General features: G+C 61.9%; 26 protein-coding genes, 1 tRNA gene and 1 other RNA gene. 9 read left to right on the top strand and 19 right to left on the bottom strand.

Annotation, left to right across the window (positions count from 1 at the left end):
* Positions 1-43: 43 nt before the first annotated feature.
* Positions 44-529: an SRPBCC family protein gene (locus METAC_RS0104565; protein WP_026606102.1), complete on the bottom strand. Its 486-nt coding sequence runs from the start codon at positions 527-529 to the stop codon at positions 44-46.
* An 82-nt stretch (positions 530-611) separates the two neighbouring features.
* Positions 612-1,805 (bottom strand): pyridoxal phosphate-dependent aminotransferase, encoded by a 1,194-nt coding sequence (locus METAC_RS0104560; RefSeq protein WP_036255292.1) that lies wholly within the window; start codon positions 1,803-1,805, stop codon positions 612-614.
* 180 nt (positions 1,806-1,985) lie between these two features.
* On the opposite strand from METAC_RS0104560, the gene METAC_RS0104550 reads away from it, so the two are divergent.
* A complete protein-coding gene (locus METAC_RS0104550; RefSeq protein ID WP_026606099.1) occupies positions 1,986-2,780 on the top strand; it encodes a DsbA family protein in 795 nt (264 codons plus the stop codon).
* 101 nt (positions 2,781-2,881) lie between these two features.
* Here the strand turns inward: METAC_RS0104550 and METAC_RS0104545 are convergent.
* Positions 2,882-2,959: transfer RNA gene (locus METAC_RS0104545), tRNA-Trp, on the bottom strand.
* A gap of 215 nt (positions 2,960-3,174) precedes the next feature.
* On the opposite strand from METAC_RS0104545, the gene METAC_RS0104540 reads away from it, so the two are divergent.
* The 3 genes from METAC_RS0104540 to METAC_RS0104530 all read left to right on the top strand — a co-directional run bounded on the left by METAC_RS0104540 (position 3,175) and on the right by METAC_RS0104530 (position 4,860).
* Positions 3,175-3,420 carry a hypothetical protein gene (locus tag METAC_RS0104540; RefSeq protein WP_026606098.1) on the top strand — a complete coding sequence of 82 codons (246 nt, stop codon included), beginning with the start codon at positions 3,175-3,177 and terminating at the stop codon, positions 3,418-3,420.
* Positions 3,421-3,553: 133 nt separating this feature from the next.
* The gene (locus METAC_RS0104535; protein ID WP_026606097.1) at positions 3,554-3,934 is read left to right on the top strand and encodes a hypothetical protein; all 381 of its coding nucleotides are present in this window, start codon (positions 3,554-3,556) and stop codon (positions 3,932-3,934) included.
* A 5-nt stretch (positions 3,935-3,939) separates the two neighbouring features.
* Complete coding sequence (locus tag METAC_RS0104530) at positions 3,940-4,860, top strand: phage Gp37/Gp68 family protein (RefSeq protein WP_036255291.1); 921 nt, start codon at positions 3,940-3,942, stop codon at positions 4,858-4,860.
* 3 nt (positions 4,861-4,863) lie between these two features.
* On the opposite strand, the gene METAC_RS0104525 is transcribed toward METAC_RS0104530, so the two are convergent.
* Both METAC_RS0104525 and METAC_RS0104520 read right to left on the bottom strand, forming a co-directional pair.
* Positions 4,864-5,100 (bottom strand): hypothetical protein, encoded by a 237-nt coding sequence (locus tag METAC_RS0104525; protein ID WP_026606095.1) that lies wholly within the window; start codon positions 5,098-5,100, stop codon positions 4,864-4,866.
* Positions 5,101-5,303: 203 nt separating this feature from the next.
* Positions 5,304-5,942 (bottom strand): phosphoribosyltransferase, encoded by a 639-nt coding sequence (locus METAC_RS0104520; RefSeq protein ID WP_026606094.1) that lies wholly within the window; start codon positions 5,940-5,942, stop codon positions 5,304-5,306.
* A 315-nt stretch (positions 5,943-6,257) separates the two neighbouring features.
* On the opposite strand from METAC_RS0104520, the gene METAC_RS0104510 reads away from it, so the two are divergent.
* Both METAC_RS0104510 and METAC_RS0104505 read left to right on the top strand, forming a co-directional pair.
* Positions 6,258-7,691 (top strand): FAD-binding oxidoreductase, encoded by a 1,434-nt coding sequence (locus METAC_RS0104510; RefSeq protein WP_036255289.1) that lies wholly within the window; start codon positions 6,258-6,260, stop codon positions 7,689-7,691.
* A 37-nt stretch (positions 7,692-7,728) separates the two neighbouring features.
* Positions 7,729-8,109 carry a tautomerase family protein gene (locus tag METAC_RS0104505; RefSeq protein ID WP_026606092.1) on the top strand — a complete coding sequence of 127 codons (381 nt, stop codon included), beginning with the start codon at positions 7,729-7,731 and terminating at the stop codon, positions 8,107-8,109.
* Between the two features lie 48 nt (positions 8,110-8,157).
* On the opposite strand, the gene METAC_RS22340 is transcribed toward METAC_RS0104505, so the two are convergent.
* The 4 genes from METAC_RS22340 to METAC_RS0104485 all read right to left on the bottom strand — a co-directional run bounded on the left by METAC_RS22340 (position 8,158) and on the right by METAC_RS0104485 (position 12,476).
* A complete protein-coding gene (locus METAC_RS22340; RefSeq protein WP_156898112.1) occupies positions 8,158-8,541 on the bottom strand; it encodes a hypothetical protein in 384 nt (127 codons plus the stop codon).
* A 205-nt stretch (positions 8,542-8,746) separates the two neighbouring features.
* On the bottom strand, positions 8,747-11,128 hold the full coding sequence (locus METAC_RS0104495; RefSeq protein ID WP_026606091.1) for an ATP-dependent helicase: 2,382 nt from the start codon (positions 11,126-11,128) through the stop codon (positions 8,747-8,749).
* Positions 11,129-11,332: 204 nt separating this feature from the next.
* Positions 11,333-11,785, bottom strand: coding sequence for a hypothetical protein (locus METAC_RS0104490; RefSeq protein WP_026606090.1), 453 nt, complete (start codon positions 11,783-11,785; stop codon positions 11,333-11,335).
* Positions 11,786-11,822: 37 nt separating this feature from the next.
* The gene (locus tag METAC_RS0104485) at positions 11,823-12,476 is read right to left on the bottom strand and encodes an FABP family protein (protein WP_026606089.1); all 654 of its coding nucleotides are present in this window, start codon (positions 12,474-12,476) and stop codon (positions 11,823-11,825) included.
* A 224-nt stretch (positions 12,477-12,700) separates the two neighbouring features.
* Here METAC_RS0104485 and METAC_RS0104475 point away from each other — a divergent pair, with 224 nt between their 5' ends.
* Positions 12,701-13,648, top strand: a complete 948-nt coding sequence (locus METAC_RS0104475) for an aldo/keto reductase (RefSeq protein ID WP_026606088.1) — start codon at positions 12,701-12,703, stop codon at positions 13,646-13,648.
* Between the two features lie 6 nt (positions 13,649-13,654).
* Here the strand turns inward: METAC_RS0104475 and METAC_RS0104470 are convergent, their stop codons facing one another.
* From METAC_RS0104470 to ssrA, 4 genes are all read right to left on the bottom strand, one after another.
* Positions 13,655-13,900: a ribbon-helix-helix domain-containing protein gene (locus METAC_RS0104470; RefSeq protein WP_026606087.1), complete on the bottom strand. Its 246-nt coding sequence runs from the start codon at positions 13,898-13,900 to the stop codon at positions 13,655-13,657.
* Positions 13,887-14,105, bottom strand: coding sequence for a DUF4169 family protein (locus METAC_RS0104465; RefSeq protein ID WP_026606086.1), 219 nt, complete (start codon positions 14,103-14,105; stop codon positions 13,887-13,889). Before METAC_RS0104465 ends, METAC_RS0104470 begins: the two co-directional genes overlap by 14 nt.
* Positions 14,105-14,689: an SspB family protein gene (locus METAC_RS0104460; RefSeq protein WP_026606085.1), complete on the bottom strand. Its 585-nt coding sequence runs from the start codon at positions 14,687-14,689 to the stop codon at positions 14,105-14,107. Before METAC_RS0104460 ends, METAC_RS0104465 begins: the two co-directional genes overlap by 1 nt.
* 63 nt (positions 14,690-14,752) lie before the next feature.
* Positions 14,753-15,110, bottom strand: a transfer-messenger RNA (tmRNA) gene (gene ssrA / locus METAC_RS25675).
* A 35-nt stretch (positions 15,111-15,145) separates the two neighbouring features.
* On the opposite strand from ssrA, the gene METAC_RS25085 reads away from it, so the two are divergent.
* A complete protein-coding gene (locus tag METAC_RS25085; protein WP_084143452.1) occupies positions 15,146-15,922 on the top strand; it encodes a CPBP family intramembrane glutamic endopeptidase in 777 nt (258 codons plus the stop codon).
* A 108-nt stretch (positions 15,923-16,030) separates the two neighbouring features.
* Positions 16,031-16,426, top strand: a complete 396-nt coding sequence (locus tag METAC_RS26325; protein ID WP_156898111.1) for a hypothetical protein — start codon at positions 16,031-16,033, stop codon at positions 16,424-16,426.
* Between the two features lie 286 nt (positions 16,427-16,712).
* Here the strand turns inward: METAC_RS26325 and METAC_RS25670 are convergent, their stop codons facing one another.
* From METAC_RS25670 to METAC_RS0104405, 6 genes are all read right to left on the bottom strand, one after another.
* The gene (locus METAC_RS25670) at positions 16,713-17,072 is read right to left on the bottom strand and encodes a histone H1-like repetitive region-containing protein (protein WP_084143451.1); all 360 of its coding nucleotides are present in this window, start codon (positions 17,070-17,072) and stop codon (positions 16,713-16,715) included.
* 650 nt (positions 17,073-17,722) lie between these two features.
* The gene (gatB, locus tag METAC_RS0104425) at positions 17,723-19,210 is read right to left on the bottom strand and encodes an Asp-tRNA(Asn)/Glu-tRNA(Gln) amidotransferase subunit GatB (RefSeq protein ID WP_026606083.1); all 1,488 of its coding nucleotides are present in this window, start codon (positions 19,208-19,210) and stop codon (positions 17,723-17,725) included.
* Between the two features lie 166 nt (positions 19,211-19,376).
* Positions 19,377-20,858 (bottom strand): Asp-tRNA(Asn)/Glu-tRNA(Gln) amidotransferase subunit GatA, encoded by a 1,482-nt coding sequence (gene gatA, locus METAC_RS0104420; protein WP_026606082.1) that lies wholly within the window; start codon positions 20,856-20,858, stop codon positions 19,377-19,379.
* Between the two features lie 14 nt (positions 20,859-20,872).
* Entirely contained in the window at positions 20,873-21,160 is a 288-nt protein-coding gene (gene gatC, locus METAC_RS0104415; RefSeq protein ID WP_026606081.1) for an Asp-tRNA(Asn)/Glu-tRNA(Gln) amidotransferase subunit GatC, read from the bottom strand.
* Between the two features lie 96 nt (positions 21,161-21,256).
* Complete coding sequence (locus METAC_RS0104410) at positions 21,257-21,457, bottom strand: hypothetical protein (RefSeq protein WP_026606080.1); 201 nt, start codon at positions 21,455-21,457, stop codon at positions 21,257-21,259.
* A 90-nt stretch (positions 21,458-21,547) separates the two neighbouring features.
* Positions 21,548-22,246 carry a metal-dependent hydrolase gene (locus tag METAC_RS0104405; RefSeq protein ID WP_026606079.1) on the bottom strand — a complete coding sequence of 233 codons (699 nt, stop codon included), beginning with the start codon at positions 22,244-22,246 and terminating at the stop codon, positions 21,548-21,550.
* Positions 22,247-22,333 lie beyond the last annotated feature (87 nt).

Genomic DNA, 22,333 nt, shown 5'->3' with positions numbered 1-22,333 from the left:
GGTTTTATATCGGCGATCTCGCGCAGCGAAATCGCCGACATATCTACTTGCCGTCCGACTCCAGCCTATCCCTGAGGCTTTTCAACCCGGAGAGATAATAGTCGGAAACGGCCTTCTGCGCCTCGGCCGCGGGTCCGACCGGCTTGAATGAGCTCGTCCACAGCAATTGGATCTTCTTCTTGTCGATCGGCAGGACTTTGAGCGTCGAGCTCAATTTTTCGACCGGCAAAGGACTCTCCAGAACCTTGGACGAATAGGCTCGGCCGAGATTGTTCCAATTGGCTTCCTGCTCCTCGATCTTGCCGCCGTCCTTCAAGATCAACGTTCTGATCTGGGTCTTGCCGTCGCTCTTCAATTCGCAGGAGGCGACCGCCGGATGCCAATCCTTGATCCCGCAGAAATCGCCGATCGCCGCCCAGGCCTTGTCGGGCGTCGTTTTCACATCGAGCCTTACGAGGGCCTGTTCCGCCTCGGCTCCGCCGGCCGAGACCGCCAAGGCGAGGGACGCCTTCATCCAGAATTTCCGCATTTTTCATCGTCCTCTTCGTCAGCCGAAGCCAAAGTGCGAGTCGATCGGAAGCTCCGCCCTTCCCTTGGCGAAAGCCGCCCGCTCAACGGAGCCAGGATTTCAAGCGCAGCATCGCTTCGATCAGATCCTTCTCCGGCCCAGCGAAAGAGAAACGCACGGCGCAATGACCGCGACAGCGGTCAAAATCGAGTCCCGGCGTCGCGGCGACGCCAATGTCCTTCAGCATCCGGCCGCAAAAATCGAGCGAATCATCGGTGAAGCGGGAGACGTCCACATAGACGTAAAAGGCGCCGTCGGGCCGGGGAAACCGCCCGAGTCCCATGGCGGGCAATTCATTCAAGAGAATCGCACGGTTTCGCGCATAGGCCGCGACCACGGAGGCGAGTTCGGCCTTCGCCTCGAAGGCGGCCTCGGCCCCGAGCTGGCTTAAGAAGGGAACTGAGATCGCCAGGCTCTGCTGAAGGCGTTCGATCGGACGGATAAGAGCGTCGGGCAGGACGAGCCAGCCGATCCGCCAGCCGGTCATGCAGAAATATTTGGAGAAGGAATTCACGACGACGGCGTCGGAGGAGAATTGCAGCGCGCTTTGCGCCTGCGCCTCATAGGTCAAGCCGTGATAGACCTCATCGGAAATCAAGGCGATCCTCAAGCGCGCGCAAGCCTCGCAGATTTCCCGCAACGCATCTCCGCTCGTCATGCTTCCGGTCGGATTAGCCGGGCTCATCAAGAGGACGCCGTCGAGCGCCTTTTCGGCATGCGCCGCCTCGATCATGGCGGCCGTGACGATAAAGCCGTTCTCCTCCGGCGCCTCCAGCGTCACCGTCTCGATCCCGAGCGTCTCCAGAATGTTGCGATAGGCCGGATAGCCAGGCGCGGCGATCGCGACCCGCGCGCCGACGTCGAACAAGGCCAGAAAGGCGAGAATGAATCCGCCGGAGGAGCCGGTTGTCACGGCGATCCGTTCGGGCGCGATCTCGACGCCATAGGTCTCGCGATAATGCCGCGCGATCCGCGCCCTGAGGCTCGGCCGTCCGAGCGCCTCGGTATAGCCGATGCGGCGGCCGTCGAGCGCCGCGAGGGCGGCCTCCCGAACCGCGCGCGGCGGCGACGCGGCTGGCTCGCCGATCTCGAGATGGATGACGTCATGCCCTTCCTGCTCGCGCCGTCGCGCGCCGACCATAACGTCGAGAGCCATGAAGGGCGCGACATCGGATCTTCGCGAAATCGGCGCGTGGCGCTCGGCCGGGGCTTTCAATTGCGCCAAGGGCTCCGTCATCCCGCAAATCCTTTCGATGTCTCGGCGTCGCTGCTTTTGCGTCTCGGCCCCGAAGCGGATGTCGGCCGGCGCGCGCTGATTTCCGATAAGAAAAAGATGATCGCCTTGCGTCGGCCGCCCGACATTCCCATAAGCCGGCTAACGCTCTATGCTTTGGATCTATTTCGAGGAGAAAATTGAATGTTTCAGCTGCCCCCGGCGCCGTTCCGGCATCTTGCGAGCCTTGCGGCGACCTTCGCCATCGTCGCATTCGCCCTCCCCTTCGCGCCGGCGCGCGCCGAGCCTTTCACGCCTGAGCAGAAGAGCGAGATCCAGTCGATCATCAAGGATTATCTTCTCGAAAAGCCGGAGATTTTGCGCGAGGCCATCGGCGAGCTCGAGGCGCGCGATAAGCTCGCCGAAGCCAAGGCGCGAAATGAAATCGTCGGAAATCCGTCAAACCCGCTTTTTAGCGGCGCCAAGCAGGCGGTGATCGGCAATCCGAACGGCAAAATCACCCTGGTCGAATTTTTCGATTACAATTGCGGTTATTGCAAGCGCGCCCTGAACGACCTCGCGCGGCTCATGAAGGAAAATCCGGACCTGCGCATCGTCTTGCGCGATCTTCCCATTCTCTCGCCAGGCTCGACCGAGGCGGCGCGCATAGCCAATGCCGCGAATAATCAGATCAAGGGCGCGAAATTCTGGGAGTTTCACCAGAAACTGCTGGGCGCGCGTGGCCATGTCGGCAAGGCGGAAGCGCTTGCGGTCGCCAAGGATCTTGGCCTCGACATGGAAAGGCTGGGGAAGGACGCGGAAGCCGCCGGGGCGACAGCCGGGGTCGACGAATCCCTAGCCCTCGCCAAGTCGCTGCAAGTGACCGGCACGCCAACCTATGTCGTCGGCGAGGACGTCATCGTCGGCGCCGTCGGCTATGACGAGCTTCAGGCCAAGGTCGCGAATGTCAGGAAATGCGGCAAGGCCGTTTGTTCTTAACGCTGCGTCGGAGGAGACCGCTGGGCCGTCAGTCGTCTAGGCTGGCGGTCCGCCTAGAAGGTGGCTTGGACCCAAAAGCTGACGCAAGATCTCTCGCCGGCTGGCAGGAGAGGAGGGACTCGAACCCCCAACCCCCGGTTTTGGAGACCGGTGCTCTAACCAAATTGAGCTACACTCCTAAGCGTGCGGGACATTAGCTTGAAGCGCCGGCGCAAATCAAGCCGACCGCGAAAAAAGCCCCCCTTTTCCCGCTCGAGTCGAAACTACGCCCCTCGTTGATTTCACCTGCCCCGCTACTATTGCGTTGCATGATCATTGCATGGGCTTTGTCGCGCTGCATCAAGGCGAGACGCGCGCTCTCGACCGCGTTTCTCGCGGAGCGGAGACGAGGAACATGCTGCCCATGATGATTTTGGTCGACGGCGCGCCGCGCTGCGTGATCCGTCCCAATGACAAGAAGGATCTCGATCGCTTCGTCCGCAATGCGAAGAAATATCTTCTTGCCGGAAACGAAGAGGCGAAGGTCACGCATCGGCCTGCCGATGAGGCGGAATCCGCGAAATGGAAAGAAGGCTTCGATTTGCACAAAGCCTGGGGCGGCGCGGACGACACCTATATCGGCCTTCCAATATTCAATTAAAGCCTGAGCCCCGCCGTTCGGCGCCACTCGCCTGAGCGCCGCGGATCCGCGCTCGGAACTCATGCAGGGCGGCGACGCCGAAAGGACGCATCATGGCCGGAACTAAAGACATTCTACGCCGCGGGGCCGGCGCGTGACGGCGACGGGGCCGAGCGCGGAGGAAGAGCGCCTAATCCGCGAGGCGCAGGCGAATTTCACGGGCTTCTTCCGCTGGATCAGCGTCTTGAACGAGATGATTCAGAAAGAGATCGGTCCTAACTTCGGCCTTATCGTCAACAATCCGGAAGTGTCGGCGGCGGAAGGCAGAGTCGCGGGCGTGCTCGAAGCCTCGCGGCCGGGCAAGCCCGTTTTGAGCATTCCCTTCGCCATCATCGGCGAGCAGATCAATTTCGAGCATGAGAAATTCGCGCTGTCCAATCGGGCGACTGGCGAGAAGAGCTCGGTTTTCACGAACAAGGCGATCGACGACATGAACCGCCTTCTGTCCGATATCGTCCAAGACTACATAGGCTGAGCGACTTGGAGACGCGCCTCGCGATCGAATGGGCGGATGCGGTCTGGGATCCGCTCGCCGGCTGCACGCGCAAAAGCGCTGCCTGTCGCCATTGCTATGCTGAAGGTCTCACCGCCGCGGCGTCGCAAAGCGGCCAGTGGGGACATGGATTCGCGGAAATCGGTCCGGGAGGCGCAGCCTGGACCGGCAAGATCGCGCTTCTCGAGGAGCGCCTCGCGCTCCCGCTCGGCTGGGAGAGCCCGCGCCGAATTTTCGTCAACGCTTTGTCCGATCTCTTCCACGAATCGCTTCCCGTCGAGACGATCGATCTCGTCTTCGCGGTCATGGCGCTCGCGCCGCGCCACATTTTCCAAGTGCTGACCAAACGGCCGAAGGTGATGCAGCCCTATGTCGCGGACCCTGCGACGCCCGGCCGAATCGCCCTCGCCATGGAGAAAATTGCGCCGGGCGGCGAGGCGACCCGCGAGATCGGCGCCTGGCCGCTTCTCAATGTCTGGCTCGGGGTCACCGCCGAGAACCAGAAAGAAGCAGACCGCCGCATTCCGCTTCTGCTGCAAACGCCGTCGGCGGTGCGCTGGATCGCGGCCGAACCCTTGCTTGAGCCGCTCGATCTCAAGCTCGGCTCATGGCTCGGGAACCCGAACGCCGGCGCGGCGCGCCTGGATTGGGTCGTCGCAGGCGGCGAGACAGGCGGCGAGGCGCAGCCCTGCCACCCGGATTGGGCGCGATCGCTGCGCGACCAATGCGCCAAGGGCGGCGCAGCGTTCTTTTGGCGGCAATGGGGCGAGCATGTCCCTTTCGCCGGCGTCGAGGCCGGCTCGGTCGACGCGCCGGCCAAGATGAGTTGGGAGCGACTGGGCGCGAGACCCGCGAGCCGCCTCCTCGACGGCCTTCTCCACGAGGCATTTCCGCCGGCCGGCGCCTGAAATTCAATCGATCAGTTTGCGGCTTCGCGCCTCGGCTTCCGCGAAAGCGCGCGCCTCGCCGCTAAAGCTCGCGCCATCATTGACCGTCGCATTATTGCCGATCGTGATTCCATCGCCGAGACTGCGGCGGCCGCCCTCGGCAACGATGAAAAACGCGTAGCGATGGGCCTCGTGGAGATGACGCACGAGAATGGTCTCCTCATCCGCCTGCTCGACTGCAAAATCCGTTTCTTCATTCATCCGTCGCAAACCCTAGCGTTGAAGCGCGCGAGGTCCCTAGAGCATGTTCCGAAAAAGTTGCACGACTTTTTCGATTAGAACATGCTCCAACTTATTGAATTGGAGCGAGTTCTTTTCGATTGGGTGATTCCACCCAATCGGAACGCGCTCTAGGCCCGCGCAATGAACGGCACATGCAAAACGGCGCCAGCCGATCGACGCGCCTAGTTGTCCACGCCCGGCGCCTCGTCCAGCCAGATCTCCTGCCGGCCGAAAGCCTCCCCGCTAAAATCGTGAACGAGGCGGCCGCAGGCGATGGCCCCGAGAACCACGGCCCCTTCGGCGCGAAGGCAGTCCCTCGCGGCGAAGAGGGAGGCGCTGGAGGACACGATATCGTCAAGCAGGACGATCGCCTGGCCCCCCACAGGAAAGTCGCAAACCATCGGCGGCGCAACCGAGTGGGCGTCGAGAGACAAGGGCGGCGCCGTCCAAAACAGCGCATCGACCAGAGACCATTTGAGATCGATCGGCGCCAAAGCCTCGCTCACCATGACCCATGAGCGAAACTCCTTGGCGTCGATCAGCGCATCTTCAGACGGGATCGGGACGAGGAGCGGATTCGACCAAGACCCTTCCTCCGCGATCCGCTTGGCGATGAATTTTCCAAAGGCGCGGCGAGCCAGGCCAATGTTTCTTTGGGTGATGCTGACCTTATCCGTCTTCATATGGATCAGGAACGGCTGCTCGAACCGACCGGAACGCACGGCGCGGCAGAAGCGATAAGCGTCCTGATAAGCCGGCGGCCGCGCCTCCGCATCATGCGCTGCGTCGGAGTTATAGCCGCACATGAAGAACAGCTTCATCCGTGGAGTCCAATTGAGAATCTCTCGAGCCATTCGCCTCGGGTCGCAGCGACGCGCCGCTTCCTCCTTCGGTGACGAGTGGAAGGCTGGGCGATCCGCTGCTAGGGTGAGGCGCCGCGCTTGCGAAGAATCGGCGCCAGATGGAAGCCGATATTCTTGCACGGTCTATGGTCGGATTTGTCTTCTAAGCGACTGAACAGCAATTATTATACCGATGGACAAGGCGGCGCGCCGATGAAAACGGCCGAGGGCGCGCGACGCGATAAAGATTGCGCCGCGCTTCTCCGCTAAGCGGGCGAAGGGACGAAAACTGACATGGACACTGCCGCGCCAGCGCCCTTGACCCGCACCGATCTGGCGGCGCGCCTCGCGCATATTGTCGGCCCCGCGAATGTGCTCACGGACCCGATGGACATCGAGCCTTTCCTGCATGAGCCGCGCGATCTCTTCAAAGGCGCGGCGGCCTGTGTCGTCAGGCCCGGCTCCACGGCGGAGGTCGCGGCCGTTCTCGAGCTCTGCAGCGAGACCGCCACGCCAGTCGTCCCGCAGGGAGGCAATACCGGCCTCGTCGGCGGACAGATTCCCGACTCCGGCGGCGGCTCCATCGTACTCTGGCTCGGCCGAATGCAAGCCCTCCGCGAGATCGACGTCGGCTCCAACACCATGACCGTCGAAGCCGGCATGACGCTCGCGCGGGCGCAAGAGGAAGCGGCCCGCGCCGGACGCCTATTCCCGCTCTCGCTCGCCTCCGAAGGCTCCTGCACCATCGGCGGCAATCTCGCGACCAATGCCGGCGGGACCGCCGTCATCGCCTATGGAAACGCCCGCGATCTCGTGACCGGGCTCGAGGTCGTGCTCGCCGATGGACGGATCTTATCGACCTTGTCCAAGCTCAAGAAAGACAACACGGGCTATGACCTCAAGAATCTGTTCATCGGTTCAGAAGGCACGCTCGGAATCATCACCGCCGCCGTCCTGAAGCTCTTTCCGAGGCCGCGCGAGATCGCGACCGCATTTATTGGGCTCGGCTCCCCGCATGCGGCGCTCGCCCTGCTCGATCTCTCGGGGGAGACGGTGGGCGGCGAGATCACCGGTTTTGAGTTAATCCCCCGCATCGGGCTCGAATTTGTCCTCAAACATGCGCAAGGCGTCCGCGACCCTTTAGCCGGACCCCACGCCTGGTACGTGCTGATGGAGCTCGCCTCACAACATTCCCAGGGCCTCGAAAACCGCATGCTCGCGCTGTTGGAGGCGGCGGCCGAAAAAGGCATTGTCGAGGACGCCGCGCTCGCAGCTTCCGAGGCCCAGCGGCAGGATTTTTGGAAATTGCGCGAGCTTTTAGCCGAGGTCCAACGCCATGAAGGCGGCTCGATCAAGCATGACGTCAGCGTGCCCGTCGCCGATGTCGCCGCTTTCATCGAAGAGGCCGAGCGCGCGGTGACCGCCACGATTCCCGGCGCGCGCATAGTGCCCTTTGGCCATGTCGGCGACGGCAATATCCACTGCAACGTGTCGCAGCCGATCGGAGCCGACAAGGCGGAGTTTCTCGCCCGCTGGGACGAGGTGAACGCCATCGTTCACGGGATCGTCGCGGCGCATCACGGCTCGATCTCCGCCGAGCACGGCATCGGGCAGTTGAAGCGAGACCTGTTGCCGAAAGTGAAGGACAAGGTCGCGATGGACGTGATGCGCGCGTTGAAGCACACGCTCGATCCGAAGAACATTCTCAACCCCGGCAAGGTGCTTTAAGGCGCCGCCTCACAAACGGTAGGAAAGGTTCCGACGAATGCCGCTGATCCGCGTTTCATTGTTGAAGGGCAAGCCGCCCGAATATCGCAAGGCCATTTTGGACCGCGTCTATCAGGCCATGCGCGAGGCCTTCGACGTGCCCGAGGACGATCGCTTCATGCTAATCGACGAATATGAGCGCGATAATTTTCTCTTTAGCGCAAGCTATCTCGGCATAGCGCGCGACGATGATTTCGTGATCATCGAGATTACCGCCAACAACACGCGCACTTTGGAGAAGAAAAAGGCGTTTTATGCGCGCTTCGCCGAGATTTTGGCTAAGACTCCGGGGATCAGGCCCGAAAACGTGTTCGTGAATCTCGTCGAGGTTGCAAAGGAAAATTGGTCCTTCGGAAATGGGATCGCGCAATATGGATGAGGAAACGCCTCGACGCTCTTGGCCCGCATTCGCCTCTTCCGCTCGGGCCTATTTGCATTGAGGCACAAGCTGTTGCATCCAACGCCCTTCCAAGTAGACGGGCGTTGTGGTCAAGCCGCCCTGCGACGCGATGAATTCTCGAATGCGCTGCGGATACCATTGGAGCATGTAGGAATTGCTCTCCGGATCGACCAACGCGGTCTCCGACTTGCCGCGACGAAGATAGGATTCATGAAAGGCGAATTGGGCCGTCGGCTCGGCGCACAAAAAAGGCGATTTCAGATAGATCGTGCAGGCTGAGCCGCACAAGCCGCGCACGATGATGCGCCGCTTCTGCGCCTCCCATGCACGTTCGCGCTGGATATATTTGGAAACTTCGCCGCCTTCATCGAAGGTGATGATAATTGCCGGCGGGGTGGACAACGCTGGCATGCCACAGACCTTTTCGCCCATGAACGGAAATTTCGCGTCCCCCGCTTAGCAATTTGTTAGGCTCATTGCGAGCGAAGGCTAAACTTAACCCCCTCAGGCGGCGCTTAATGTCGCAGCGATGTTTCAGTATGCGGCGCCAGTCCCGATGATTCGGTCGCGCCTAGTTATTCGTTGCAGATGAAAGGAAACCGCAAACAGCCACTCCCTACCCAGCCTGCACAAAGCTCTCGAGCACCATCTTGCGGCCGGCCTTGTCGAAATCCACCGTCAGCTTGTTGCCGTCCACAGCCGCCACGGCGCCATAGCCGAATTTCATGTGGAACACCCGCGCGCCGACGCGGAAGGACGAAGAGGCCCCGGAACTCGCCACAAGCTCGCCCTCGATCTGCATGGGCCCGCGCCGCGCCTTGCTTTCTTTAAAGGCGCTCGCCCTGTCCTGCCCCTGCCCTTGCTTTGCCTCCTGCGCCCGCCCTTGCGCGCGCCGCCAGCCGGGCGTCGTGTAGGATGAGGCGTAGCTATCCATATTGGCGAAACGCGATTGGGCGTAGCCGCCATAGGCCTGGCCCGACGCCGCCTCGACAACGTCCACATGATCGGCCGGCAATTCATCGAGAAAGCGCGATGGGATCGTGGTCTGCCAAAGGCCGTGAATGCGCCGATTGGTGGCGAAATAGATTTTCGCCCGGCGCTTCGCCCGCGTGAGCCCCACATAGGCGAGTCGCCGCTCCTCCTCCAGTCCGGCGCGGCCGGACTCGTCAAGAGAGCGTTGGTGCGGGAAAAGCCCCTCTTCCCAGCCCGGTAGGAAGACGGTCTCGAACTCCAGGCCTTTCGCCGCGTGCAATGTCATGATGGAGAGACGCGCGCCGGCGTCCTTGCCTTCGGCCTCCATCACCAGCGAAATATGCTCGAGAAACCCGGCGAGATCGGGAAACTCCTCCATCGCGCGGACAAGCTCCTTCAAATTTTCGAGCCGGCCCGCCGCCTCCGCGGTGCGGTCCTTCCGCCACAGATCCGTGTAGCCGGATTCCTCCAAAATCATCTCGGCGAGTTCGCCCTGCGGCTTCAAGTCGATCAAGGACGCCCAACGGGCGAAATCGGCGAGGAGATCGCGCAGGGTCTGGCGCTGCTTCGGCTTCAGCTCCTCGGTCTCGACCATGATCTCGGCCGCGCGCATCAAGGGGATCCGCTTCCGCCGCGCGCAATCATGCAAGAGCTGCAAGGTCGCGTCGCCAAGGCCGCGCTTCGGCGTGTTGAAAATGCGCTCAAAGGCGAGATCATCCGCCGGCTGTGCGACGCAGCGCAAATAGGCGAGCGCATCGCGGATCTCGGCGCGCTCATAGAATCTCGGGCCGCCGATCACGCGATATGGCAAGCCCAAGGTGATGAAGCGCTCCTCGAATTCGCGCATCTGAAACGAAGCGCGGACCAGAATCGCAATCTCCTCGTAATCATGACCGGCGCGGGCCAGTTGCTCGATCTCCTCGCCGATGGCGCGGGCCTCCTCCTCCGAGTCCCAGACGCCGGCGACGGTCGGCTTGTCGCCGAGCTCGCCATCGGTGAACAGGGTCTTGCCGAGCCTGCCCTGATTATGCGCGATGAGGGAGGCGGCCACGGCGAGAATATGCCCGGTCGAACGGTAGTTGCGCTCGAGCCTGATGATTTTCGCGCCCGGAAAATCGCTTCCGAAGCGCAGGATGTTGTCGACCTCGGCGCCGCGCCAGCCATAGATCGACTGATCGTCGTCGCCGACGCAGCAGATATTGCGCCGCCCTTGGGCGAGAAGCCTCAGCCATAAATATTGGACGCTGTTCGTGTCCTGATACTCGTCGACCAGCATGTAGTGGAAGCGATCCTGATATTGCTTCAACACATCGGGATTGTCGCGCAGCAGCCGCAACGATTCCAACAAGAGATCGCCAAAATCGGCAGCGTTCAGGATCTTCAAGCGCTCCTGATAGAGCGCGTAAAGCGCGCCGCCCTTGCCATTGGCGAAAGCGGCCGCCTCGCCCGCGGGCACATGCGCCGGATCGAGGCCGCGATTTTTCCAGGCGTCGATCTGATAGGCGAGCGCGCGGGCGGGCCAGCGCTTGTCGTCGACATTCTCGGCCTGCAAGACCTGCTTCATCAAGCGGATCTGGTCGTCCGTATCGAGAATAGTGAAGCTCGATTTGAGGCCGACAAGCTCGGCGTGGCGGCGCAGGATCTTAGTTGAAATGGCGTGAAACGTGCCGAGCCAGGGCATGCCCTCGGCGACCGGCCCAGCGAGCGCCGCGACGCGCTCCTTCATTTCCCGCGCGGCCTTATTGGTGAAGGTGACGGCGAGGATTTCATGCGCGCGAGCGCGGCCTTGGCCAATGATATGGGCGATCCGCGTCGTCAGCACGCGGGTCTTGCCGGTGCCCGCGCCGGCGAGCACCAGGACCGGGCCTTCCATAGCCTCGATGGCGGCGCGCTGCTCTGGGTTCAATCCGTCAAGGTAGCGCTGACCGCCTGCGGCCGCCCGCGCCCGCGCGGCGATTCCGCCCGCCCGAGGCGCGGGAGCCGGATCGGCGGCGTCGAGATCGGCGAAGGAAAAAGGATCGGTCAAGGGTTCAAGGCTCCCGCGCGGCTGAAACGAATCAAGCGGCGCTTTGCGCCATTATGCGCCAAATCGACTGGACCCCAATCTTTGCGCCCAATATGGGGAGTTGGTCAATTTAATGGGAAGCAGCCGCATTCGCTGCAAGCGGAAGCCGAACGAAATGGAGGCGCGTTTCCCATTGCCTGGTCGGCGCGCTCAGCGCCCGCGCATTCAGCCGACTCGGTCGAAGAGCAAAGCCTGATGCGAGACCCCGAGTTCCTTCGGCAGGCCAAACATATAAGCCACGCCGATGGCCAGATCGCCAAGTCCCAGCAATGCGGCGATGAAGCCAATATCGCCGAACAGACCGGCAGGAACGAGCACGATCGCCGCGAAATAGCGCAGCAAGGATTCCCAATAGACGAGCGCCCCGCGCCGCGCCAGATCGCGCGAGGCGTAGATTAAAGCGACGCTCGTATAAGCGAGAAACCCGGCGATAAGCCAGGCCCAGACCGGCGTGCATATGGACAGGCCGAGCGCCCGATAAAGCGGCGGGAAGACCAAGACCAAGGCAAGACCGGCGTTATAAATCCCGGTCCAGAACACGAAACGCGCCATTCTAAAAGGCACGGCGGCGACCTCCGACGCATCAATGTCGCGTGATAAAACTGCCAGCGCGCTCATTCGCGCGAAACAAAGTTCGGCGCCGCGGAGGATTAGGCTAGCGAGCGCTCTTGGCCTTGGCCAGCGGATTTAGCGCCGGCTCTCCAATCTTAATCAAAGTGTCCTTGTCGGTGTGGGCGAAGCGCGTCTCGCCCTTGATAACGAGCGTCGTCGTCTCGTCGTAAGACCATGTCCCATCGTCGTTGATGGTGATCTTGATGCGATATTCGTCTGTCCGAAAGGCTTCCTCGAGAAAGACGTTCGAGCAGATCCCATAGGTGGTGAGCCCACGCGAGGCGACGAGTTCGAATTCCTTTGACTCAGGCGCGGCCCTGCCGACCGCCATCGCGACTTGCCCGCGCGGAATCGCAAGCGTTTGAATGATCGTTTCGGTGGCCGGCTCCCACAGCCAATAGCCGATCTGATCATGGTAGGTTTCAACCTCGCCGGGCTTGACGATATGTTGATGATAACGCAGCCCATAGAATAATTGCGGCCCATTGGTCTGCGGGTCGATCGGCTGCAGCTCCAGCCTTTCAACGAAAGCCTGCGTCTCCGGCCCCGCGGCTTTAGGGTTGACGTCCAAGCCTTTCGATCCGCGCCAGACGCCGGCCATGGACCGTAACGGACCCAGGTTTTGCAATGTGTCGATATCGACGTCGGCAGGCTCTGTATAAATGTCCTTGCGATAAGAGCTGTAGATGTCCGTCATAACGGTCTCCGGCGCGCGGCGCCCCGATTAGGGCAATTCTAAAATCCCAAGCGAGCAGCCGGGATCAAGCCACAGATCTCAATTGCAAAAAAGGAAAAAACATTCGAGCGGACAGACCGCCCGCCAGGCCGATCACGCCGGGATTGGCGCGCCTCTCCATTGCTCTATAAATTCTCGCGAAGCGGCGGCGCACCGCCGATCGGCCGAAAAGGAGCATGTGGCCAATGGAGAAGCGAAAACTCGGCGACTCTGGCCTTAGCGTCGCCCCGCTCGCCTTGGGCGGGAATGTCTTCGGTTGGACGGCGGACGAGGCGACCTCGTTTTCGATCATTGACGCTTTCGTCGATCGGGGCCTCAATCTGATCGACACAGCCGACGTCTATTCGATCTGGGTCGATGGCCATCAGGGCGGCGAATCCGAAGCGATCATTGGCAAGTGGCTCCAGCGCGGCGGCGACCGCGACAAGATCCTCGTCGCGACTAAGGTCGGCATGGATATGAGATCAGCCGGCAAGGGCCTGTCGAAAAGCCATATCATTCAATCCGCCGAGGCCTCGCTGCGCCGGCTCAGGACCGACCGTATCGACCTCTACCAAGCTCATGTCGACGATGTCTGGACGCCGCTCGAGGAAACGCTCGAAGCCTTCGCGAGCCTCGTTCAGGCGGGGAAGGTCCGCGCCATCGGCGCCTCGAACTATGTCGAGTCACGGCTCGCAGACGCCTTGGCCGTGAGCAAAGCCAAAGGCTATCCGCGCTACGCGTGCCTGCAGCCGCATTATAATCTCGCCAATCGCGCGCTATTCGAAGGCGGACTGCAAAGGCTCTGCATCTCCGAGGGAATCGGCGTCATTCCCTATTACGCCTTGGCCGCGGGCTTCCTCACAGGGAAATATCGCGACATGAAAGACCTCGAGGGAAAGGCGCGCGGCAAGACCGTCGCGCATTATCTCGATCCGCGCGGCTTCGACATTCTCGCGGCCCTCGATTCAGTCGCGGCCCGCCATCAGGCGACGCCCACACAAATCGCGCTCGCCTGGCTTATCGCGCAGCCCGGCGTCACGGCGCCCATTGTCAGCGCGACGAACCTCGCGCAATTCAACGAGATCGCGGGGGCGACGGAGATCAGACTCGATGCGGCGGCGCTCGATCGGCTGAACAAGGTCAGCGCGTAACGGCGGTCATTTTCGCGAGCGCGCCCAGTTCAGGACGAAGACCCGAATCGCCGAGGAGAGATTGGCCGCGCCGCGCTCGGCGTCGATCGCTGCGACGAGGCTCGCCAAGGAAAGGCCGCGCTCGACAGCGATCGTCTTGAGCCCGTCCCAAAACGCATATTCGAGCGAGATGCTGGTGCGATGGCCAGCTATGGCGAGCGAATGTTTGACGATCGCGCTCGACGCCGCGGGCGGCGGATCAGGCTCCATCATCGCCGAAGAACGGAGCCTCGGGGGACTTGAGCGACTCGCGTCTATGCGCATCGAGACGACGCGCATCGGCGGCGAGCTGCGCCTCAACGCCGGCGCGCTCGGCGCGGCTTTGGCCGAATTTCACCCGATTGGCCGCAGCGTCGGCTGCCTCGGCCGCGCGCGCCTTGGTCTTGCGGACCCGGCGCAAATTGACGATCTCACCCATCAGGTCTTTTTGCGAAAAGCGTCGATCGAAACGACCTTGGCCGCATCGTCGCGCGAGGCTGCCGCCTCATCCGCCGCAACCTTTGGCTCAATCGCCGAGTCGAGAGGCCCGGCGGCATTTTCGCTTTCGAGCGCTCTCGGCCCGAGGGGCGCGGCTGCGAGAGAGGCCGGCGAGGACATTTGGTCGCCGGCCAGGCCGGCGTCATTGGCCCCAGCCTCGCCCTCGTCGTCTTCCGGCTCGAAATCCATGTCGAAGGGGACGGAAGGGTCCGAAAAACGGGTGATGGCGTCAAAGGGAATGAGCAACATTTCCGGCACGTTCTTGAACGACAAACCGACCTCAAACGCGTGATCGTTGACGCTCAGATCCCAGAACTGGTGCTGGAGAATGATCGTCATCTGGTCCGGATAGCGCTCTCGCATCCGCGCCGAAAGCCGCACGCCGCGCGCGTGGGTTCGAAAAGTGATGTAGAAATGATGATCGCCGACGAGTCCATCCCGAGCGAGGTCCGACAAGACCCGTTTCACCACGCCGCGCAATGCGTCCTGAACCAGGAGGTCATAGCGGATCAGATCGGTCGCCATTCAATTCAGCCCAAGCAGAGGTTTTTCGGCGGAGACCTGGGAAAGCTCCAGGACGAAATTAAAAGTGGAGGCTTCTGTTGCCAGGCGCCTCCGAGCCCCGCCTTAGAGTGCTACCCCTAAGGACTTTAATTTCGGTACTATTGCCGCATTACGCAGCAACGGCCACCGGAGCATAGTTGTCGTTGGCAACTATAAAGTTCGGCCCGATGACGGCGGAACCATGCCGAGCGAAAGATCATCCTTTACACTCCCCGTCGAACCTATTTCGCCCCCGCCGAAACCCGCCTCTCGCGAGACGGGCTTTGGTGGAGGCGCCGGGTACCGCCCCCGGGTCCGAAGAGCTTATTTCGACGCCGTTTATCGCCGTAGCCGCCGAGGCGGCGGATCGAATATAAGCATTGCGGGCATTTTTACAAAGGCGAATGGCGCGGAGCCCGAACATAAGCGGGTGCGGATTTGGGTGAATCCACATATAATTACGTTAAATCAAGAGTTTATGCGCTTTATGAGCTTTGTCTCGGGCTCCTTGTCATCCTTGGGACCTCGGCATTGCTGCTTCTGCTGGCGACCGTGCTCATCAGCGTCGCCAGCGCCTTTCTCGAGCATTGGAGCGCGGCCCGCCCCCTGGCCGAGAGGTTCCGAACGGCCCTCAACGGGGGCGAAGCCGGCGATTCGGTTATTTTCCGCCTTGTCGCCGCCTGCTTGATTTATCTCGCCATCGGACTTGCTGTCTGGATCGTCGCCCGTCTTCGCGGCGGCGGCGCGTGGCGCGATCTCATCGCCTGGCGGCCCTGGATCGGCTGGCTGCGTCGGCGCGCCTTTTGGCTGCTCGTCGGCGCGACCCTGGCCTATAGTGGCGCCGCGGATTTGGCGATCGCCTATTTCGCGCCCGAGGCGCGCGGCAGGTCGGCGATCCCGGAAGGCAGCGCGGCGGTGACTGTGCTCGTCGCCTTTCTCGCCGTGGGCTTCGCGCCAATCGTCGAGGAACTCGTCTTTCGCGGCTGGATTTTTACCGACCTCCGCCGGAGGTTCGGCTTCATTGCGACCCTGCTCACGACCTCGGCGATCTTCGCCGGGCTCCACCATGAGGACACGCATATTTACGCGCTGGCGATCTTTCCCATCGGCCTCGGGCTCGGCGCACTTCGCGAACTGACCGGCAGCGTCAAAGCGCCGATCGCCTTGCATGCGCTGAACAATTTTATCGGCGTCTTCCTTCGGTTGGCGAGCTAAATGTTTAGTCCCGGCGCAAGGTGGAGCGGGTTTAGATTGAATCTGTTCGGCTCTTTAGCAGCGCGTTTACGGCCCGCGCGGCGACGAGAAGTCTTGAAAGGAGCGCGGGTGCTTTTGCAACGCCCCAACGCGCGGATCGTCGCGATCAGAATCGGTGCGGCCTTATGCTTCGCGGCTGCAATTCCGGCGACAGGCGCCGCGCAAACCACTGAAGGCCCGAGCAAGCCGAAGCCTTCCGCAACGGCTCCCTTGCCCCCGACGCGTCCCGCCGACTTGCCGGCGCCAAGCGTCGCGCCGATTACGCCGCCCATGGCTCTCCCGTCGCCGGGCGCCGTCGAGCGCCCTACGCCAAGCGTCGTCGAGGCGCCGGCGCTGCATCCGCTTCCTCCTGCCTCGCGAGAACGGATGCATGCGTGCGGCGTCGAGTGGAAAGCTATGAAAGGTTCAGGCGCCGCGACCGACAAGACGTGGCGTGAGTTCGCCGAAATCTGCCTCACGCGTTGACCCAATGGGATGCGTTGAAAATTTGGGAGGCGTTGAAAATTTACTGAAAGCGCAGCCAATAAAAGAACGATGCTTGTCGCTGCGCCTCGTCGCCGAAACAATCGGCGCGAGCCGTCGGCGAGCCTATCAAGAAAATATGGGACGTTGCTTAAACCGCTTGCGGCGCGGGCGCGCCGAGGAAACGGAGATAGACGGCCTCGACTGGCGCCCCATTACGTCAATGCCGCATGAGAATCCACGGCCGTCCATCTCCGATCGAACCAGCGATAAGAGCTTATCGCCGACGTCAAACAGTCTCCGGAGGCGCAGATGGAGCGGCCTTCGGCTTGCGGGGCGCCCCCTTCCGCACGACCTTCTTGACGCTGGCCTTCTTCACCGTCGCCTTTTTGACCGCTGTCTTTTTCACTGCAGCCTTCGGAGCTGCGGTCTTCTTCACCGCAGCCTTCGGGGCTGAGGTCTTCTTCGCCGCCGCCTTCGTCGCCGGCGCCTTCTTTACGGCGGTCTTCTTCACAGCGGCCTTCTTCACCGCCGCCTTTGGCGCCGCAGCCTTCTTCACCGTCGCCTTCTTCGCTGTCGCTTTCTTCACGACGGCTTTCTTTACAGCGGTCTTTTTCGCTGGCGCTTTTTTGGTGGTTGCCTTCACCATCTTCGAGCTCCCTCTTTCATTTTGTCAGCCGGTATGATGCGCCGACTAGAGGCTCGCATAGCGTAGCGTTGTTAAGCAGTCGTGCAAGAGGCGTTACTTCAACAACGACGGCAACATGCGCGAGACAAGCGCGGTTGATGCGTTTTAGAGCCATGCTTCCGGCGTCGATCGGCATTTGAAATTCGCCTCGTTGCAACGTTTTGCAGTCTGCGCCATTTGCGCTTTCGCAAAGGCGCGGAAGCGCTTGCAGGCGCATTATGCGATCGCTCGAACGCAGCCCGCATCCGATTGTCGAGAGCTTCTATTGCTGAAGGAAAAGTCTTTGATTTTCATGGGCTCTATTCAGTTTTGACGCGCCTCGAAAATCATGCCTTGGCGTCTTGCGCGACCACGGTCTCTGTCCTTCGCGCGGCCTACGCGAGGCGTCTTCGCATCTATGCCGAGAGCGCTTTAGAGCACGCGTCGGGGCCGCATGACGGCTATCGCGAAACCTGAACGCAGCGCGAATCCAGGACGCACGTCGCGGATAAAAAAAAATCGTGCGTAAGCAAAAAAAATCGACGCGCTCGAGCCGGCGCGTCGACATAGCGGCTTCAATCGCGCGACGACCCGCGAATCACCTCATGTGATTCGCGGGTCGTCCAGCATTTTCAAATGCCGAGCTTCGCTTTCAGAAGCTCGTTGACAGCTTGCGGATTGGCCTTGCCGCCGGTCTCTTTCATGACCTGACCAACGAACCATCCAAGCATCGAGGGCTTGGCCTGCGCCTGCGCGACCTTGTCGGGATTGGCTGCGATGATGGCGTCGACGGCGCCGGCGATCGCGCCAGCGTCGGTAACCTGCTTCATCCCGCGCGCCTCGACGATCGCGCGCGGATCGCCGTCTTTCTCTTCGCCGACGATGATCGCGAGAAGGTCCTTCGCAATCTTGCCCGAGATCGTTCCATCGCTGATGAGATCGACGATCCCTGCGACTTGCGCAGGCTTGATATGGGTCTGCGCGACCGACAAGCCGATAGAATTCGCGAAAGCCGCAACGTCGCCCGTGATCCAATTGGCGACAAGCTTCGCGTCGCGCCGCGCATCGCCGTGTTGGACAGCCGCCTCGAAGTAATCGGCCGTCTCCTTATCGGCGACGAGCACGCCGGCGTCATAGGGCGGCAGCCCGTAATCCTTGATGAAGCGCGCCTTCTTCGCGTCCGGCAATTCTGGCAATTCCGCTGCGAGGCGGTCCACATAGCCCTGATCGAATTCGAGCGGAAGCAAATCGGGATCGGGGAAATAACGATAATCATGCGCCTCTTCCTTGGAGCGCATCGAACGCGTCTCGCCGCGACCCGGATCGAAGAGCCGCGTCTCCTGATCGATCTTGCCGCCGTCTTCGAGAATGGCGATCTGTCGGCGCGCCTCGACCTCGATCGCCTGGCCGATGAAGCGGATCGAATTGACGTTCTTGATTTCGCAGCGCGTGCCAAGCGGCCCGCCCGGCCGACGCACCGAGACATTGACGTCGGCGCGCAGCGATCCCTGCTCCATATTGCCGTCGCACGAGCCGATGTAGCGCAAGATGGTGCGTAGCTTGGAGACATAGGCGCGGGCCTCGTCCGACGAGCGCATGTCGGGCTTCGACACGATCTCCATCAGCGCGACGCCGGAGCGGTTGAGATCGACGAAGGAGTCCGTCGCCGACTGGTCGTGCAGCGACTTGCCGGCGTCCTGCTCGAGATGCAGCCGCTCGATTCCGACCTCGATCTGCTCGGTCGGCGAAACGTCGACGAGCACGACGCCCTCGCCGACGATCGGACTCTTGTACTGAGAGATCTGATAGCCCTGCGGGAGGTCGGGATAGAAATAGTTCTTGCGGTCGAACACCGAGCGAAGATTGATCTTGGCTTCGAGGCCAAGCCCGGTGCGCACCGCCTGCGCCACGCATTCCTCATTGATGACCGGCAGCATGCCCGGCATGGCGGCGTCGACGAGCGATACATTGGCGTTGGGCTCTTCGCCGAACGTGGTCGAGGCGCCTGAGAAGAGCTTCGAGCGCGACGTGACCTGGGCATGAATCTCCATGCCGATGACGACCTCCCAGTCGCCGGTCGCGCCCTTGATGAGCTTCGAGGGGTTTGCGTGCGTGTTCATGATCTAGGTCCGTCAAAAAATCCGCCGCGCGCGCCGCTGCGGCTTTCAGCATGGACTCAGAATGGCCCTCGGGGGGCGTCTGGTCAACGAAACAGCGATGGCGGTCTTTTCGTAAGCGCAGCTAGGCGAAGCCCGCACGTTCGCCGCGATCGCTCGATAGAGCGCGCTACGCCCACCATCTGGCTGGCAAGGAAACCTTCGGCGCGGATTGCTCAATGACCTCCGCCGCCGCGAACAAGGTTTCCTCGTCAAAGGCGCGGCCGATCAGTTGGAGGCCGAGAGGCAATCCCTCGGACGATGTTCCAGCCGGCACGGCTATGCCCGGCAAGCCAGCCATATTCACGGTCACAGTGAATATGTCGTTCAAATACATCTCCACCGGATCGGCGGAGCCTTTCTCGCCGACGCCGAAAGCGGCCGACGGCGTCGCCGGAGTCAAAATGGCGTCCACGCCCGCCGCGAAAGCGCTCTCGAAATCGCCCTTGATCAAAGTTCTGATCTTCTGCGCCCGCACATAATAGGCGTCGTAATAGCCGGCCGAGAGCACATAGGTGCCGATCAGGATGCGCCGGCGCACCTCCTTGCCGAAGCCCGCCGCGCGCGTGCTCTCATACATATCGGCAATGTCCTTGCCGGGAACGCGCAGGCCGAAGCGCACGCCGTCATAGCGCGCGAGGTTTGAGGAGGCCTCGGCCGGCGCCACGATGTAATAGGCCGGCAAGGCGTAGCGCGTATGCGGAAGGGAAATGTCGACGATCGTCGCGCCGGCGGCCTTCAGCCATTCGACGCCCTGGCTCCAAAGGCTTTCGATCTCGGCCGGCATGCCGTCGAGCCGATACTCTTTCGGAATGCCGATCTTCATGCCCTTGATCGAGCGGCCGACCGCCGCCTCGTAATCGGGCACAGGCAGATCGACGGAGGTCGTGTCCTTGGGATCGTGGCCGGCCATGGAGCGCAACAGGATGGCCGCGTCGCGCACCGTGCGCGCGATCGGGCCGGCCTGATCGAGCGAGGAGGCGAAGGCGACGATGCCCCAGCGCGAGCAGCGGCCATAGGTCGGCTTGATGCCGACGGTCCCCGTGAAAGCCGCCGGCTGGCGGATCGACCCGCCGGTGTCTGTCGCGGTCGCGCCGAAACAAAGCCGCGCCGCAACGGCCGCCGCCGAGCCCCCCGACGAGCCGCCGGGCACAAGCGCGGCGTCCGAACCAACACGCCGCCAGGGCGAGATCACCGGGCCGAAATAGGAGGTTTCATTCGACGAGCCCATCGCGAATTCGTCGAGATTGAGCTTGCCGAGCATCACCGCGCCGTCGCGCCAGAGATTGGCCGAGACGGTCGATTCATAGGCCGGCGTGAAGCCCTCGAGAATATGGCTCGCCGCCGTGGTCTGGACGCCCGCCGTGCAATAGAGATCCTTGATCCCGAGCGGCACGCCCTCGAGCGGCCCTGCCTCCCCCCGCGCGATCCGCGCGTCGGAATCCGCCGCCATAGCGAGCGCGACCTCTGGCGTCTCCTTGATGAAGGCGTTCAGCGCGCGGGCCTGCTCGATGGCCGCGATTTGCGCCTTGGCGAGATCTACGGCGGAGACTTCTTTGTTCAGGAGCGCCCGCCGCGCGTCGGCGAGGGAGAGATCGGTGAGTTCGGTCAAGATTGCGTCCGCTCCTATTCCACGACTTTGGGCACGACGAAGAAATGATCCTCCACGGCCGGCGCATTGGCGACGATCGCGTCGGCCATGTCGCCATCGGTCACGATGTCTGCGCGCTTTTTCATCGGGACCGGCATGGCCGAGGTCATCGGCTCGACCCCTTCGACATTGACGCTCGCCAATTCCTCGACAAATGCGAGTATGGCGTTGAGCTCGCCTTGAAGATGAGGCACGTCGTCCTCATTGACCTTGATGCGGGCTAGATGCGCGATGCGCCGCACGGTCGCTTGGTCGACCGACATGTGCTCTTCCTTGATGATTTGGGAATTCAGCGAAGACGTGCCTATAGCACCGGGCCTTAGGCGCAAGCAATGCTCGGACCGGCCGGCAGCTGATCCCTATTCTTTCGGCGCCTCGTCCGTTTCAGCGGCGCGATCCCGCGCCTCCCGCTCCGCCTGCTCGCGCTTGAACTGCTTCACGCGCGCGGCGACCATGGCGCGGGCGAAAAAGATCCAAAGCCCGACGACCGCGATCGCGCCGAGCCAGGCGGCGATTTCGCGAACCGTAGGGTCATGGAGAACCTCCCATGCAATGTCCATTTCATCCTCCTGCCGCCACGCGGCGCTGACTTTAGTCCTTGACGGCCTCGCTTCGATCTTAGCTCGATTTCTCTACGCGACGAGCCGCGTTCAGAGCGCCAGGCTCTCGCCGATCTGCAAAGCGGCGATCTGTGTCGGCGCGCCCTGCATGGCCGCGACGAAGGCGCTCGGGTCTGGGCTCAACAGATCGAAAGTGCCGTAATGGCAAGGAACGACGGTCTCGAAACTGAAAAAGCGCCTGACCGCGAGAGCCGCCGTCGCGCCGCTCATGGTGAAGCGATCGCCCACCGGAACAAGGCCGATCTTCGGCTGATGGATCTCATCGATCAACGCCATGTCAGAGAAAATGTCAGTGTCGCCCATATGATAAAGCGTTGGGCCCTGTCGCGGTTTGATCACCACGCCATTCGGGCTCCCGAGATAGATCGACTGGCCGTTGAAGACGGTCCCCGACGAATGCAGCGCCTGAGTGAGGCTCACGCTGAAAGCGCCGCAGTCGATCGCGCCGCCGGTATTACCCGGATTGATATTGGCCGCGCCTTGCGACTGTAGAAACATACAGATCTCGTAATTGGAGACGACCTCAGCGCCGCTCGCGACGGCGATCTCGGCGGCGTCGCCGATGTGATCGTCATGTCCGTGGGTCAGGACGATATGCGTCGCCCCTTCCGTCGCGGCTGCGAAATCGCCGGTGAATTTGGAGTTCCCGCGTAAAAATGGATCGATCAGGATGATCGCCTCGCCGAGTTCGACGCGGAACGCCGAATGGCCGAGCCAAATGAGTTTCATGCGCAAATCCTCCACCAAACCGCCGCAGATGATTTAAGACGAAGCCGGCGCCGCGCATAGAGGCATGGATCGGGCTTTGGGCGCGCT

It is taken from the genome of Methylocapsa acidiphila B2, from assembly GCF_000427445.1.
In the GTDB taxonomy this organism is placed as follows: Bacteria; Pseudomonadota; Alphaproteobacteria; order Rhizobiales; family Beijerinckiaceae; genus Methylocapsa; species Methylocapsa acidiphila.
The sequence above is the reverse complement of the archived record's forward strand: the minus strand, read 5'-3'. Positions and strand labels throughout refer to the sequence as shown.

Excerpts from the sequence above, each read along its gene's own strand:
- METAC_RS0104565 (WP_026606102.1), bottom strand. The coding sequence starts at position 529 with ATGCGGAAATTCTGGATGAAGGCGTCCCTCGCCTTGGCGGTCTCGGCC.
- METAC_RS0104560 (WP_036255292.1), bottom strand. The coding sequence starts at position 1,805 with ATGACGGAGCCCTTGGCGCAATTGAAAGCCCCGGCCGAGCGCCACGCG.
- METAC_RS0104550 (WP_026606099.1), top strand. The coding sequence starts at position 1,986 with ATGTTTCAGCTGCCCCCGGCGCCGTTCCGGCATCTTGCGAGCCTTGCG.
- METAC_RS0104540 (WP_026606098.1), top strand. The coding sequence starts at position 3,175 with ATGCTGCCCATGATGATTTTGGTCGACGGCGCGCCGCGCTGCGTGATC.
- METAC_RS0104525 (WP_026606095.1), bottom strand. The coding sequence starts at position 5,100 with ATGAATGAAGAAACGGATTTTGCAGTCGAGCAGGCGGATGAGGAGACC.
- METAC_RS0104520 (WP_026606094.1), bottom strand. The coding sequence starts at position 5,942 with ATGAAGCTGTTCTTCATGTGCGGCTATAACTCCGACGCAGCGCATGAT.
- METAC_RS0104510 (WP_036255289.1), top strand. The coding sequence starts at position 6,258 with ATGGACACTGCCGCGCCAGCGCCCTTGACCCGCACCGATCTGGCGGCG.
- METAC_RS0104505 (WP_026606092.1), top strand. The coding sequence starts at position 7,729 with ATGCCGCTGATCCGCGTTTCATTGTTGAAGGGCAAGCCGCCCGAATAT.
- METAC_RS22340 (WP_156898112.1), bottom strand. The coding sequence starts at position 8,541 with ATGCCAGCGTTGTCCACCCCGCCGGCAATTATCATCACCTTCGATGAA.
- METAC_RS0104490 (WP_026606090.1), bottom strand. The coding sequence starts at position 11,785 with ATGAGCGCGCTGGCAGTTTTATCACGCGACATTGATGCGTCGGAGGTC.
- METAC_RS0104485 (WP_026606089.1), bottom strand. The coding sequence starts at position 12,476 with ATGACGGACATCTACAGCTCTTATCGCAAGGACATTTATACAGAGCCT.
- METAC_RS0104475 (WP_026606088.1), top strand. The coding sequence starts at position 12,701 with ATGGAGAAGCGAAAACTCGGCGACTCTGGCCTTAGCGTCGCCCCGCTC.
- METAC_RS0104470 (WP_026606087.1), bottom strand. The coding sequence starts at position 13,900 with ATGATGGAGCCTGATCCGCCGCCCGCGGCGTCGAGCGCGATCGTCAAA.
- METAC_RS0104465 (WP_026606086.1), bottom strand. The coding sequence starts at position 14,105 with ATGGGTGAGATCGTCAATTTGCGCCGGGTCCGCAAGACCAAGGCGCGC.
- METAC_RS0104460 (WP_026606085.1), bottom strand. The coding sequence starts at position 14,689 with ATGGCGACCGATCTGATCCGCTATGACCTCCTGGTTCAGGACGCATTG.
- METAC_RS25670 (WP_084143451.1), bottom strand. The coding sequence starts at position 17,072 with ATGGTGAAGGCAACCACCAAAAAAGCGCCAGCGAAAAAGACCGCTGTA.
- gatB (WP_026606083.1), bottom strand. The coding sequence starts at position 19,210 with ATGAACACGCACGCAAACCCCTCGAAGCTCATCAAGGGCGCGACCGGC.
- gatC (WP_026606081.1), bottom strand. The coding sequence starts at position 21,160 with ATGTCGGTCGACCAAGCGACCGTGCGGCGCATCGCGCATCTAGCCCGC.
- METAC_RS0104410 (WP_026606080.1), bottom strand. The coding sequence starts at position 21,457 with ATGGACATTGCATGGGAGGTTCTCCATGACCCTACGGTTCGCGAAATC.
- METAC_RS0104405 (WP_026606079.1), bottom strand. The coding sequence starts at position 22,246 with ATGAAACTCATTTGGCTCGGCCATTCGGCGTTCCGCGTCGAACTCGGC.